Source organism: Variovorax sp. 10L421, from assembly GCF_056395365.1.
This window is the reverse complement of the sequence record NZ_JBFTJJ010000001.1, coordinates 154,191-167,136: the sequence shown is the minus strand read 5'-3', so window position 1 is coordinate 167,136 and position 12,946 is coordinate 154,191. Positions and strand designations below refer to the sequence as shown.

Sequence of the window (12,946 nt, the reverse complement as noted above, 5' to 3'; positions counted from 1 at the left end):
GGTCTTGAGCGGCTCACGCACAATCGTCCCCATGCAACGCACCGTGATCCTCGCCTCGACCTCGCGCTACCGCCGCGAATTGCTCTCCCGCCTGCGCCTGCCCTTCGAAGTGCACTCGCCGGAAGTCGATGAAACACCTCTTGCCGGCGAAACACCGCATGACCTCGCCGTTCGCCTCGCGCTGGAAAAGGCGAACGCCGTGGCCGCCCGCTTTCCCGACGCCGTGGTCATCGGTTCCGACCAGGTGGCCGACCTGGCGGGCGAAGCGCTCGGCAAGCCCGGCGACCATGCCCGCGCCACCGCCCAGCTGCGCCGCATGCGCGGCCAGACGCTGATCTTTCAGACAGCCGTGGCCGTCGTCTGTCACGCCACCGGCTTCGCCCAGCGCGACATCGCCCCCGTGCGCGTGGTGTTTCGCGACCTCACCGACACCGCCATCGAACACTATCTGCAAGCCGAGCAGCCCTACGACTGCGCCGGCAGCGCCAAGAGTGAAGGCCTGGGCATCGCATTGCTGAGCGCCATCGACAGCGACGACCCGACCGCACTGGTCGGCCTGCCGCTGATCCGCACCTGCCAGATGCTGCGCGCCGCGGGGGTCGATCTGCTGTGACTCGACAAAAGGGCAAGCTCTACCTCGTACCCGCGCCGCTCGACTTCGGCTGCGATGTGCAAGCCCCGCTGCAGGACGCCCTGCCGCTGGGCACGCTGCAGGCGGCCGCCGGCATCACCCACTGGATCTGCGAGAACGCGAAGTCCGCGCGCGCCTACCTCAAGCGCATCGACGCAGTCGCACCGCTGGCTGCACCACTGCAGGCTCAAGCCATCCAGGAGCTGCCGCGCGAAGTGCACAAGAAAGGCGATCATGCAGGCCAGTTCGATGCCCGCCCCCTGCTGGCCGACGCGCTCGAAGGCCACGACATCGGCCTGCTGAGCGAAGCCGGCATGCCGGCGGTGGCCGATCCGGGCTCCTCGGTGGCGCGCGCCGCTCACGACCTGGGCATCACGGTGGTGCCGCTGACCGGCCCCGTTTCACTGCTGCTGGCGCTTGCAGCAAGCGGGCTCAATGGCCAGAACTTCGCCTTTGTCGGCTACCTGCCGCAGGACGCCGTGGAACGCCAGACCCGCATCCGCGAGCTCGAAGCGCTCGCGCTCAAGTCCGGCCAGACGCAGCTGTTCATCGAAACGCCCTACCGCAACGCCGCGCTGCTGCAGGCGCTCGTGCAGACCCTGCAGCACAACACCCGGCTCGCCGTGGCGCGCGGCCTGACGCTCGCCACTGCCCACGTGCGCAGCGAGACGATCAAGTCCTGGCGCGCCGCCAAGCCGCAAGCCACGACAGACGAACGCCTGCCCGCCGTGTTCGCCATCGGCCGCTGACGATGGGCGGCGTTACCGCAGCCACGCGCTGGGCATCGCGCGCGCAGTTCTTTTGCGCCGGCTTCATCTTCGCGACCTGGGGCGTGCACGTGCCGACGGTCAAGGCGCACTACGGCATCGACGAGGCGCAGCTCGGCCTGGCGATGCTCGCGGCCGGTGCCGGCGCGATGTTCGGCCTGACCAGCGCGGGCCGCTGGATCGGACGCCACGGCCCGCGCCGCGTGGCCGGTATCTGCGGCTGCATTTACGCGCTGCTGCTGGCCGGCCTGATCGCGATGCCCGGCTATGCCGCCCTGCTGGGCCTGCTGGCCGCCTTCGGCCTCGTGACCAGCGTGTTCGACGTGTCGATCAACACCGAGGCGGCGCAGCTCGAACTGCACGGAGACGCGCCCTTGATGAGCGGCATGCACGGCATGTTCAGCCTGGGCGGCATGGCCGGCGCCGCGAGCGGCAGCGCCGCGCTGGCAGCCGGACTCGGCGCGCAGGTGCACCTGCTTCTGGTCGCCGCAGCAATGGCGCTGCTCGTCGCCGCGGCCTCGACACGCATGCTGCCCAGAGCCGCCACCAGCGGAGCCACCGAGGCCGATCATGGCTTCCTGCTGCCCCGCGGCGCACTCGCGGTACTGGGCGTGCTGGCCGCGCTGGGACTGATCGCCGAGGGCGCCATCTACGACTGGAGCGTGCTCTACATGCAGCAGGAAATCGGCAGCCCGCAACAACAGGCCGCGCTGGCTTATGCGAGCTTCTCGGCCGCAATGGCGGCGGCGCGTTTCGGCGGCGACGCGATGCGCGCCCGCTTCGCACCGACCACCCTGCTGCTCGGCAGCGGCCTCCTGGCAGCGCTAGCGATGACGCTGGTACTGGCCACCGACCTGCCGTGGCTGGCGCTGATCGGCTTCGCGGGAGTGGGCGTCGGCTTTGCGAACGTGGTGCCGATCCTGTTCTCGGCTTCGGCGAAGGTGCCGGGCATCGAGCCTGCGCGAGGCATTGCATCGGTCTCGGCCCTGGCGTACCTGGGATTCATGGCAGGCCCGGCGGCAATCGGGCTGCTGGCGCGGGCGACCTCGCTGACTGCGGCGCTCTATGTGGTCGTGGCCTTCGCCGCGGCGCTGGCGGCGTCGGCGCGCTACACCGCCAGCGGCGAGAACAACAAATAGGAAATCAGCGCAGGGCCGGAGCGGTGTGCATGAGGCGCACCGTGGTTTCGGCCATCGCGGCGCCGAATTTCTTGGCCAGCTTCTCGGCCACGTTGTCGCGCCGCGTGTAGTCGATCACCTCTTCGGCCTTGATGACTTCGCGCGCCACGAAGTCGACGTTGCCCAGCTGGTCGGCAAGGCCGAATTCGACCGCCTGCTCGCCGCTCCAGAACAGGCCGCTGAACAGGCCCGGAGTGTCGAGCTTCAGGCGGTCGCCGCGGCCGGCCTTGACCACGTTGATGAACTGCGTGTGGATCTGGTTCAGCATCGTCTGCGCATGGGCGCGCTGTGCATCGCTCATCGGGCTGAAGGGATCGAGGAAGCCCTTGTTCTCGCCGGCGGTCAGCAGGCGGCGCTCGACGCCAACCTTCTCCATCACGCCCGTGAAGCCGAAGCCGTCCATCAGCACGCCGATGCTGCCGACGATGCTGGCCTTGTCGACGAAGATCTTGTCGGTGGCAGCAGCGATGTAATAGGCAGCCGAAGCGCAGGTTTCCTCGACCACGGCATAGACCGGCTTCTTGTATTTGGCCTTCAGGCGCTTGATCTCGTCGTTGATGATGCCGGCCTGCACCGGACTGCCGCCGGGCGAGTTGATCAGCAAGACCACGCCCTTGGCGCCATCGTCCTCGAAGGCCGTCTTCATCGCAGCGACCACGAATTCCGCGCTCGCATCCCCGCCGTTGGCGATTTCGCCCTTGATCTCGACGACGGCCGTGTGGGCCGTGGTCTTGGCCGCGCTCGGCGTGCCGCGCGAGAGCGCGAACCAGGCCAGGAAGACGAAGAAAGCCAGCCACGACAGGCGTACGAAGGTCTTCCAGCGGCGCGTGGCCCTCTGTTCGTTCAGCGAAGCGAAGGCGAGCTTTTCGAGCGTGGTGCGCTCCCATCCGGGGCGCTGCGTGGGATCTTTGGCCATGTTCTTGTAGGGGGCCGGCTCAAATGGCTCGAACCCTTCGGGTTCCGTTCGGTTCGGGTCGGTCATGTCAGAAGGTCAGGGGGTGAAGGTTCCAGCCAGTATGCCAGTGCACCACGCCGTCCTGCTCGCTCAGGGCGATCTTCACGAGGCCACCGCGGCATGGGCCGCCCATGCATTCACCGGTGTCGGGCTTGTAGACCGCGCCGTGCGTGGCGCACAGCAGCCACTGCCCGGTGTCGTCGAAGAAGCGGTCGGGCTGGAAGTCGAGCTCCATCGCGACATGGCTGCACCGGTTGAGAAACGCATGCGGCCGCCCCTCGAAACGCACCGCGAAAGCGCGGCATGTTTCCCCGCCGTAGACCACATCGAAAGGCACGGCCAGGCCACCTTCGACCAGGTCCGAGGCATTGCACAGCGGAATGCGTTCTTCGTCACTCATGGCGGGGTCTCAGGCGTTGTCGAGGAGCCAGGCTTCCAGCCCGGCCACCGAATGCGCGATGTGCAGCGGCTTGAATTCGTCGAAGCTGGCCGGTTCGTGCGCGCCGTAGCTCACGCCCACGCTGGCGGCGCCCGCGTTCTGGGCGAGCTGCAGGTCGTGCGTGGTGTCGCCGATCATCAGGGTGCGTTCCGGCGGCACGTCGAGTTCTTCCATCAGCTCCAGCAGCATGCGCGGATGCGGCTTGCCGAAGGTTTCGTCGGCCGTGCGCGAGGCGTCGAAGCGGTCGCGCAGGGCAACCGACTTCAGCGCTTCGTTCAGTCCGCGGCGCGACTTGCCCGTGGCCACGGCCAGCTTGTGGCCGCGCGCGCGCAGCGCATCGAGCATCTGCAGCACGCCGTCGAAAAGCACGAGGTCGTCCTGGTGCTGGAGGTAGTGATAGCGATAGCGCGCGCCGAGTTCGGCATATTTTTCCTTCGGCACGTCGGGCGCCGCGCGGGCGAGCGCCTCGGCCAGGCCCAGGCCGATCACCCAGGCGGCGTCGTTCTCGCTCGGCTTGGCACCACCGACGTCGATCACCGCCGCCTGGATGCAGCGCACGATCAGGCGCGTGGAGTCGTAGAGCGTGCCGTCCCAGTCGAAGGCGATCAGGTCGAAGCGAAGGGGGCGGGGGGAATCAGTCATGGGGCATCGGAACGGGGTGTTGGGCCAGTGCCTCGAGGGCGGCAGGCGGCATGAGCGCGTGCAGCTCGGGCGGCAGGCCGGCCTGCAGCGCCACGCGATCACCGCTGGCCGGATGGTTGAATTGCAGCCGCCAGGCATGCAGGAACATGCGCTTGAGGCCGAGTTTCTGCAGCGCACGCTGACGTTCGGACTCGCCGTATTTGTCGTCGCCCGCAATCGGATGGCCGGCCGACGCGAGGTGGACGCGGATCTGGTGCGTGCGGCCGGTCTTGATCGTCACCGCAAGCAATGACAGCGGCGTGGCATCCCCCGGCAGCGACAACCGTGCCAGCACGCGCACCAGCGTGACGGCGCGCATGGCATCCGGATGGTCCTTGGCGACCACGCGCACACGGCGCTCGCCGGCGCCCGCACCGGAGCCGTCGGGCAGCAGATATTTGGCGAGCGGCGCATCGAGCACCTTCTTGTTGGCGGGCCAGGCTCCCTCGACCAGCGCCAGGTAGGTCTTGCCGGTCTCGCGTTCACGGAACTGGTCCTGCAGCGCGACCAGCGCGCTGCGCTTCTTGGCGACCAGCAGGATGCCGGAGGTTTCGCGGTCCAGCCGATGCACCAGTTCCAGGAATTTGGCGGCGGGCCGCGCCGTGCGCAATTGCTCGATCACGCCAAAGCTCACGCCGCTGCCGCCATGGACGGCCACGCCGGCCGGCTTGTCGATGGCCAGCACGGCATCGTCTTCCAGCAGCACCGGAAACTCGCGCGCCGGTGCGGGCGGGGCCGCGCCCTCTTCCGCGCGGGGCGAGATGCGGATCGGCGGCAGCCGCAGCACGTCGCCCACCTCGATGCGGGTTTCGGCCTGCGCCCGGCCCTTGTTGATGCGCACCTCGCCGGACCGGATGATCCGATAGACGTGCGTCTTCGGGACGCCTTTCAGATGGCGGAACAGGAAGTTGTCGAGCCGCTGCCCGGCAGATTCGGCGTCGACCGTGAGGAATTTGATGGCCGAATGCGGCGCCCCAGTTTCGGTTGGGGCTTTTGGGTCTGCGGGATTTGGAGCAGCCGCCGGGCCCTGCTTCGCACCTATAATGTTTTTCACCAGCGCGGTCATGTAAGTGCTTGATTAGACAGAAGTTTAGTCCACTGCCATCAAATACCCAGGACAGCGCTGCGAGGTCGATGCCGCTTTGGCGCCGAGCTGCAAACCCCGCGCAATGGCGCAAAGTGGCAGACCAGGCACCCAAGTCAAGCCGACACCCACGAAACACCGATACGGAATACCCAGCCTGCAGCTTCCAAGCTGCCGGCGGATCGAAGCGAGTCCCTTGTTGTGTTGATGCTGCTGATTCAAATGTGCCTGCGCTGGCCGACCTGGTTTCGACCAGCGGCCTCAGGCATTGAATCGTCTGCGGCGCGCGCCACCCTTGCGCAACCGGCTATCAAAAAGATAGCCACTCAACACCGAATCTGGCTCGCGCCCATCCACGCGCCCCCACCCCGGCTGTCTTCTTGAGCTAAAGCTCGAGAGGCCTGCTCGCGCTTGGCGCGGCAGTCACAGCATCCGGGGCCCAAGCGGCAATTCCCCTGGTTTCGCGGGCGTCGTCCGTGCATCGTTGGCTCGTCAAGAGCCGGTAGAACGATACATATAAGGACAACGCATCATGAAGCGGATGCTGATCAATGCCACGCAGGCCGAAGAACGCCGCCTGGCCATCGTCGACGGGCAGAAACTGCTCGACTACGAAATCGAAATCGAAGGGCGCGAACAGCGCAAGGGCAACATCTACAAGGCGGTCGTGACCCGCGTCGAGCCCTCGCTCGAAGCCTGTTTCGTCGACTACGGCGAAGACCGCCACGGCTTCCTGCCGTTCAAGGAAATCTCCAAGCAGTACTTCGCCGAAGGCGTGTCGGCCAGCCAGGCCCGCATCCAGGACGCGATCCGCGAAGGCCAGGAACTCACCGTCCAGGTCGAGAAGGAAGAACGCGGCAACAAGGGCGCAGCCCTCACCACCTTCATCTCGCTGGCCGGCCGCTACGTCGTGCTGATGCCGAACAACCCCCGTGGCGGCGGCGTCTCTCGCCGCATCGAGGGCGACGACCGCGCCGAGCTCAAGGAGGCGATGGACCAGCTCGAGTACCCCAAGGGCATGAGCATCATCGCGCGCACCGCCGGCATCGGCCGCATCGCGTCCGAACTCCAGTGGGACCTGAACTACCTGCTCAAGCTCTGGAGCGCCATCGACGGCGCGGCCAAGGGCGGCAAGGGCGCCTTCCTGATCTATCAGGAATCGTCGCTCGTCATCCGCGCCATTCGTGACTATTTCAATCACGACATCGGCGACATCCTGATCGACACCGACGACATCTACGACCAGGCGCAGCAGTTCATGGCGCACGTCATGCCCGAGCATGCCGCCCGCGTGAAGCGCTACCGCGACGACGCAGCGCTGTTCAGCCGCTTCCAGATCGAGCACCAGATCGAATCGGCCTACGCACGCACCGTGCAGCTGCCTTCGGGCGGCGCCATCGTGATCGACCACACCGAAGCGCTGGTCTCGGTCGACGTGAACTCGGCCCGCGCCATCAAGGGCGGCGACATCGAAGAAACCGCCACCCGCACCAACCTCGAAGCCGCCGACGAAGTGGCCCGCCAGATGCGCCTGCGCGACCTGGGCGGCCTGATCGTCATCGACTTCATCGACATGGACGAGTCGAAGAACCGCCGCGAGGTCGAAAGCCGCCTGCGCGACGCGCTGCGGCAAGACCGCGCCCGTGTGCAGTTCGGCTCGATCAGCAAGTTCGGCCTGATGGAAATGAGCCGCCAGCGCCTGAAGCCCGCGCTCAGCGAAGGCTCGTCGATCCCCTGCCCCCGCTGCGGCGGCTCGGGCCACATCCGCGACACCGAGTCGAGCGCGCTGCAGATCCTGCGCATCATTCAGGAAGAGTGCCTGAAGGACAACACGGCCGCCGTGCACGTGCAGGTGCCCGTGGAAGTCGCCTCGTTCCTGCTGAACGAAAAGCGCCCCGAAATCGCCAAGATCGAACTCAAGCAGCGCGTCACCGTGCTGATGGTGCCCAACAAGACGCTCGAAACGCCCAACTACAAGCTCGAGCGCCTGAAGCACGACGATCCGCGCCTCGACCACATCGAAGCCAGCTACAAGATGGCCGACGAGATCGAAGACCCGACCTCGGTCACGCGCCGTTCGCAGGAGCCCACCAACAAGCAGACGCCGGTGATCAAGGGCGTGCTGCCCGACGCTCCCGCGCCGGTGGTGCCACCCAAGCCCGAAGCGGTGCGCACGCCTGTCGCCGCGCCCGCGCCGGTCGCTCCACCCGTGGTGAGTGCGCCGGTTCCGGCGCAGACCGGCTTCTTCGGCTGGATCAAGAACCTGTTCGGCAGCACGCCGGCACCCGCTGCAGCACCTGCGCCGGCTGCGATTCCGGTCGAGGCGCCGAAGCCCCGCCGCGACGGCCGTCCGGGCCGCGATGGCGAACAACGCGGCGGCGCACGTGACGGCGAACAGCGCCGCGGCGGCCGTGGTGGCGAAGGTCGCGGTGAAGGCCGTGGCGAGAGCGGCGGGCGCTCCGGTGGCCGCGATGGCGAACGCCGTGGTGGCCGTGGCGGCGAGCGCCGTGAAGGTCGAGAAGGTCGCGAAGGTCGTGGCAGCGAGCAGCGCAACGACGGCATCAACCAGCCGCGTGAACAACGCGAACCGCGCGAGCAGCGTGAGCCCCGCGAGCCGCGTGAAGCGCGCGCACCGCGTGACGGCGAACAGCGCCGCAACGGCCGTGGCGAGCGCCGCGAAGGCGAAGGCCGTGAAGGCCGCAACAACGCGCCAGTCGAGGCCCTCGACGGCAACATCAGCCTGGAAGCCCAGCAACTGGCATCCGGCGCCGTCGCAGGCGACGAAGGCAACGCAGTTGAACGCGCACCCCGCGCCCGCGGCGAACGCCGTGAACGTGGCGAGCGCAATGAGCGTGGCGAACGTGCTGAACGCGGCAACGACCGTGGCGGCGAACGCGCCGAGCGCAACAGCGACAACGGCCAGCCGCGCGGCGACGCGGCACCCGCTGGCGACGAAGCCGCACAAGGCGAGCGCCAGCCCCGCAACGGCCGCGACGAACAGCGCGCTCCGCGTGGTGACCGTGGTGGCGATCGTGGCGACCGCAACGACGGCCGCCGCGAACGCCGCAACGATGCGCCGCAAGCCGAAGTGGATGCACGCGGCGCCGAAGCCGCGGTTTCCGATGCAGCGCAAGGCAATGAAGCCATCAACGGCAACAACGAGCAGATGCCCCGCCGCGAAGGCGACGAGCGCCGCGGCCGTTCGCGCGACCGCTACGGCCGTGACCGCCGCGAACGCGGCCCGCGCGACGAAGCCGAAGCCGGCAACACGGCCGGCGCGCCGGTCGCCGAAGGCGCCGCGGCGGAAGCCCCGGAGTCCCGTCCGCAGCAGCAACTGCCGCTGGTGTCGGAACGTGCCGAAGCAGCTCAAGAAGTTGCCGCACCACAGCAGGTCCGCAGCGAGCGCCCGGCACCGGTGTCCGCACCGATCGTGGTCGAAAGCTCCAAGGCGCCCGCAGCCGCCAACGGCCGCGCACTGCCCAAGGTCCAGTCCTTCGAGCTGCCGCTGGCCGAACTCGCGCAGATCGCCGAGAACTCGGGCCTGCAGTGGGTCAACTCGGACGCCGAGCGCATCGCCCAGGCCCGCGCCGCCATCGAGGCCGAGCCGAAGCCGGTGCATGTGCCGCGCGAACGCCCGCCGGTGGTCGTGCTCGACGAAGGTCCGCTGGTGCTGGTCGAAACCCGCCGCGACCTCGGCTCGATGTCGCTGCCGTTCGAGCAGCAGCAACGCACGCTCTGAGCGACACACGCCCGCAACCAAAAACGGCGCCATCTGGCGCCGTTTTTTTATGCCTTGCAATGAGCCGGCAGCTCGCATCGCCGCGCGAATGCCATGGCTGGATCGCCGGGATATCTTCAGGGCGCGTCGGGCTACGACGCGGTCATGGCGGCCCGCTCGGGACTCCGGGAGTGCGCCCCGCCCGCGCTCATTGCACCCGCCGCTGCAGACGCTCAGCTGTTCTCGACCTGCGCCGCGCGCTTCCACGCCTCGGCAGCCTGCTCGGTGTCGTTGCGGTCTTCGGCCAGCCTGGCCAGTGCGAGCCAGGCGCGGCGGTACAGCTCGGTGTCCTGCAGTCCCAGGCCGGCCTGCGTCAGCAACTGCTGGGCCTTGCCCCACAGCTGGCGCTTCATGCAGGCCATGCCCGCAAGGTATTGCAGGTTCGGGTCGCGCGGGTTGTTGCGCTGTGCACTTTCAATGCGCGCCAGCCAGTCGGCGTCCACCGAATCGAGCCCGGCTTCGAGCGCGCGCGCGAGCTTGACGCGCAACGCGTCGCCCAGCCCACGCGGATTGGCCACCATGCGCTCCCAGGCCGGCAACAGCCAGCCGCGCGCCAGCGCGAGGTCGCCGCGCAACGCGACCATGCGTTGTGCGGCATGGATCGCCACCTCGGGCATTCCGCGTTCGTTGGCATCGAGTTCGGTCCAGGCGCGAAGCAACTGCGCAGGATCGTGCGCGCCCGACAGCAACTCGGTCGCGAGGCCGCGCACGATGCTCTGCGCCGCGGCTTCCGAGAACGCCCGGTGCTTGGCCAGCAGGCGCGCGGTTTCGAGCGCCTCGAGCGTGCGGCGATCCTGCCGCGCCGCCTTGAGCCGCAGCCGCAGGGCCAGCGTGCGGCGCTGCGCGCCTTGCGGCAGCTCTTCGAGCCGCGCGAGCGCCGCCGCCGCATCGCGGTCTTCGAGCGCCCAGCGCGCCGCGCGCAGCTGCACGCCTTCACGCGTCTCCGGGCTGGCGAGCACGGCGCGGTCCACACTTTCGTTGAGGGCCTGCTGCAGATGCGCGTCGCGCGCCGGCTTGTCCTGCAGGGCCTGCGCGCTCTCGGCGGCCAGCAGGTGCGACAGCACGCGCACCTGCTGCGCCTGCGGCAGGCCGGCGCCGAGTGCCGCCAGCGTCTTCTCCTGCGTGAGCGCGGCCTGCGCGGCCTTGCGTGCGCGCGAGAAACGGCCCGCGATCAGCTGCACCATCGCATCGAGCAGCGCCGCATGCAGCGTGCGCTCCTTCTGCTGCAGCCGCCACTGGCGCGCCTGCGTCGGCAGCGAGAACAGCGCCGCCAGCGCCCGCAGCGCCGCGTGCAGCAGCACGAAGGCCACGAGCAGGATCACGAGCACGAGGTTCAGCGACAGATCGACGCGCCATGGCGGCCAGAACACGGTGATCGTGCCCTGGTTGTTGCCCGCGAACAGGGCGACCGCCGCGGCGACGGCGAACAGGGCGAGGAGCCAGATTGCAGCGCGCATGTCAGCGGTCGCCGCCGGGCCGCCCCAAGGCGAGCTGCGCCTTCCCCAAGGGGGATGGCGAATTACACGGAGCGAAGCAAGTGAAAAGCCGGTGGGTCATTCGTTCTAGCGCCCTGCGGCCGCGGTGGCCAGTGCCGCCAGCGTGTCGTCGATGCGCACCGGCTCGGTCGTCTTCAGCTGGGCCTGCAATTGCTGCAGCAGCGTGGCGGCAGCCTGGGTGCGGCGCGATGCGGGATCGAAATAGCGGTTGAGCGACGCGGTCACCTGCGACAGCTCGCTGCGCGTGGCTTCCATCTGCCGCGACAGCAGCGACAGGCGCGCGTTGAGCAGCTTGAGCTTGAGGTTCTCGCGCAGGAAATAGGACTGCTCGGGCGCCAGCAGGATCGCCTCCGGGCTCTGGATGCGGCCGACGCGCACCAGCGAGCGGGCTTCGCCGCGCACCGTGAGCAGTGCGCGCTGCCACCACGGCGCATCGGCGGGAATCGGTTCGGCCTGCCAGGCGTTGGTGCCGTTGCCGCGCACGGCAACTGCGTTGAGCGTGGGCAGGTCGTCCACGCCGCGCATCAGTTCGTCGAGCTTCTGCAGCGCTTCGGCGCTGTCGGTGCTGACGCTGCTGCGCAAGCGGTCGGCATCGCGCTGCATGGCCCGCTGCAGCGGGGTCAGCCGCGGCTGCGCGGCACGCGCGATGCGCACGTCGCCGGCCTTGAGCGCGGCCAGCAGCGGCTCGACGCTGCCCGTGACCTGTGCCTGCTGCAAGGCAAGGCGCACGGCCGAGTCGATGTCGACCACGAGGTTCTCGTCGCGCGAACGCGAGAGGCTTTGAATCAGTTCTTCGAGCTGCGAGCGTTGCAGCGCGACTTCGGCCACGCGGGTTTCGACCAGGGCCACACGGGCCGAAGCGTCGCGCACCGTGTCGCTCGCCTGGCGCGCCAACGTGCGCGCCTCCATCGATTGCGCGATGGCGTCAGCGCTCTGGCGCGCCAGTTGCTCCTTCATGCCGCTGACCTTCTGCCACAGTGCGATCGCAATCAGCAATGCGGCCAGCGCCACGAGGGCCACCAGGCCGAACGCCATGCGGGAGAGAAGCAGCGCGCCCGCGGCCTGCGCGGCCGGCGTCTGGTGCGGTGCCAGCGTGGCAGGCACCGGCGCGGTGGCAGCGGTTGGGGAAGAAGAGGAAAGATCGTCTGACGGGGACGCGGCGCTCATGCCAGGGATTCTATAGACGCGATCAGTGCATCCAGCAGCGGCGTGCTTACACGCAACGCCCCGAAACCCGCGGCCCGCGCGGCTTCGCCGATGCGTGCATGCGTGGCGACCGCGCTTGCGGCATGCCAGTCGACGCCAGGCATCGCCCGCTGGAGATTGCCGATGGCCTCGGAACTGCTGAAGAGCCAGATCGCACGGCCCTCGGCACCATCGATGGCCAACTGGCGTTGTACGACGTCCAGTGATGGCGACAGCCGGCGGTATGCCACCACGGTGTCGCGATGGCCGCCCGCGGCATCGATCTCGTTGGCGAGCCAGTCGCGCCCCGTCGGTCGTCCGGCCTCGTCGCCGCCACGCACGATCAGCACGCGCACGCCGGCCGATACCTGGGCCTGCACGCGCTCCCACAGCGCTTCGGAGTCGAAGCGCGTGGCTTCGGGCGGCGGCGCGTCGATGGACCCGGTCGGCACGCCGGCACGAAGCAAGGCGCGCGTGGTACCCGGGCCCGTGGCCCAGAAGCGGCATCCCGCCAATGCGCGGGCAGGCTCCCTGTGCTGGAAGAAATGCTCGACGGCCGTGGCGCTCACGAACATCAGCGCCGAGTAGTCCGCGAGTTGCCGCCACGCCGTGCGCAAGGGCTCGGCATCGACCACCGGCTCGATCACGATGAGCGGCAGCGCGACTGCGTCGAGTCCCGCTGCGTGCAGGTCCCTCACCCATTGCACTGCCTCTCGCGCCGGCCGCGTGACGATGACGGGACGGGCGGTCAT

The 12,946-nt window shown here is 68.7% G+C and carries 11 protein-coding genes; 4 read left to right on the top strand and 7 right to left on the bottom strand.

The window, feature by feature from the left end; translation table 11 throughout:
* Window positions 1-31 precede the first annotated feature (31 nt).
* Genes AC1DFC_RS00770 through AC1DFC_RS00760 form a run of 3 tightly spaced genes read left to right on the top strand, consistent with a single transcriptional unit; the run spans window position 32 to window position 2,537 of the window.
* Window positions 32-613, top strand: coding sequence for a Maf family nucleotide pyrophosphatase (locus AC1DFC_RS00770; protein WP_413331413.1), 582 nt, complete (start codon window positions 32-34; stop codon window positions 611-613).
* Window positions 610-1,380: an SAM-dependent methyltransferase gene (locus AC1DFC_RS00765; protein ID WP_007830463.1), complete on the top strand. Its 771-nt coding sequence runs from the start codon at window positions 610-612 to the stop codon at window positions 1,378-1,380. The genes AC1DFC_RS00770 and AC1DFC_RS00765 overlap by 4 nt, the downstream gene beginning before the upstream one ends.
* Before the next feature lie 2 nt (window positions 1,381-1,382).
* Window positions 1,383-2,537: an MFS transporter gene (locus AC1DFC_RS00760; protein WP_478178557.1), complete on the top strand. Its 1,155-nt coding sequence runs from the start codon at window positions 1,383-1,385 to the stop codon at window positions 2,535-2,537.
* A 4-nt stretch (window positions 2,538-2,541) separates the two neighbouring features.
* Here AC1DFC_RS00760 and AC1DFC_RS00755 read toward each other — a convergent pair whose 3' ends face one another.
* Genes AC1DFC_RS00755 through AC1DFC_RS00740 form a run of 4 tightly spaced genes read right to left on the bottom strand, consistent with a single transcriptional unit; the run spans window position 2,542 to window position 5,705 of the window.
* Complete coding sequence (locus AC1DFC_RS00755; protein WP_478178556.1) at window positions 2,542-3,558, bottom strand: S49 family peptidase; 1,017 nt, start codon at window positions 3,556-3,558, stop codon at window positions 2,542-2,544.
* A gap of 1 nt (window position 3,559) precedes the next feature.
* Complete coding sequence (locus tag AC1DFC_RS00750) at window positions 3,560-3,931, bottom strand: Rieske (2Fe-2S) protein (RefSeq protein WP_478178555.1); 372 nt, start codon at window positions 3,929-3,931, stop codon at window positions 3,560-3,562.
* A gap of 9 nt (window positions 3,932-3,940) precedes the next feature.
* Entirely contained in the window at window positions 3,941-4,612 is a 672-nt protein-coding gene (locus AC1DFC_RS00745) for an HAD family hydrolase (protein WP_478178554.1), read from the bottom strand.
* Window positions 4,605-5,705: an RluA family pseudouridine synthase gene (locus AC1DFC_RS00740; protein ID WP_478178553.1), complete on the bottom strand. Its 1,101-nt coding sequence runs from the start codon at window positions 5,703-5,705 to the stop codon at window positions 4,605-4,607. Before AC1DFC_RS00740 ends, AC1DFC_RS00745 begins: the two co-directional genes overlap by 8 nt.
* Before the next feature lie 562 nt (window positions 5,706-6,267).
* On the opposite strand from AC1DFC_RS00740, the gene AC1DFC_RS00735 reads away from it, so the two are divergent.
* Window positions 6,268-9,474, top strand: coding sequence for an Rne/Rng family ribonuclease (locus AC1DFC_RS00735; protein WP_478178552.1), 3,207 nt, complete (start codon window positions 6,268-6,270; stop codon window positions 9,472-9,474).
* Between the two features lie 212 nt (window positions 9,475-9,686).
* Here the strand turns inward: AC1DFC_RS00735 and AC1DFC_RS00730 are convergent, their stop codons facing one another.
* The 3 genes from AC1DFC_RS00730 to AC1DFC_RS00720 all read right to left on the bottom strand — a co-directional run bounded on the left by AC1DFC_RS00730 (window position 9,687) and on the right by AC1DFC_RS00720 (window position 12,946).
* The gene (locus AC1DFC_RS00730; RefSeq protein WP_007830456.1) at window positions 9,687-10,970 is read right to left on the bottom strand and encodes a heme biosynthesis protein HemY; all 1,284 of its coding nucleotides are present in this window, start codon (window positions 10,968-10,970) and stop codon (window positions 9,687-9,689) included.
* Between the two features lie 105 nt (window positions 10,971-11,075).
* Complete coding sequence (locus tag AC1DFC_RS00725; RefSeq protein WP_413331415.1) at window positions 11,076-12,176, bottom strand: uroporphyrinogen-III C-methyltransferase; 1,101 nt, start codon at window positions 12,174-12,176, stop codon at window positions 11,076-11,078.
* Window positions 12,173-12,946: a uroporphyrinogen-III synthase gene (locus AC1DFC_RS00720; protein ID WP_478178551.1), complete on the bottom strand. Its 774-nt coding sequence runs from the start codon at window positions 12,944-12,946 to the stop codon at window positions 12,173-12,175. The genes AC1DFC_RS00725 and AC1DFC_RS00720 overlap by 4 nt, the downstream gene beginning before the upstream one ends.

Coding starts and splice junctions, on each gene's coding strand:
- AC1DFC_RS00770 (WP_413331413.1), top strand. CDS start 32: ATGCAACGCACCGTGATCCTCGCCTCGACCTCGCGCTACCGCCGCGAA.
- AC1DFC_RS00760 (WP_478178557.1), top strand. CDS start 1,383: ATGGGCGGCGTTACCGCAGCCACGCGCTGGGCATCGCGCGCGCAGTTC.
- AC1DFC_RS00755 (WP_478178556.1), bottom strand. CDS start 3,558: ATGACCGACCCGAACCGAACGGAACCCGAAGGGTTCGAGCCATTTGAG.
- AC1DFC_RS00750 (WP_478178555.1), bottom strand. CDS start 3,931: ATGAGTGACGAAGAACGCATTCCGCTGTGCAATGCCTCGGACCTGGTC.
- AC1DFC_RS00745 (WP_478178554.1), bottom strand. CDS start 4,612: ATGACTGATTCCCCCCGCCCCCTTCGCTTCGACCTGATCGCCTTCGAC.
- AC1DFC_RS00735 (WP_478178552.1), top strand. CDS start 6,268: ATGAAGCGGATGCTGATCAATGCCACGCAGGCCGAAGAACGCCGCCTG.
- AC1DFC_RS00730 (WP_007830456.1), bottom strand. CDS start 10,970: ATGCGCGCTGCAATCTGGCTCCTCGCCCTGTTCGCCGTCGCCGCGGCG.
- AC1DFC_RS00725 (WP_413331415.1), bottom strand. CDS start 12,176: ATGAGCGCCGCGTCCCCGTCAGACGATCTTTCCTCTTCTTCCCCAACC.
- AC1DFC_RS00720 (WP_478178551.1), bottom strand. CDS start 12,946: ATGACCGCCCGTCCCGTCATCGTCACGCGGCCGGCGCGAGAGGCAGTG.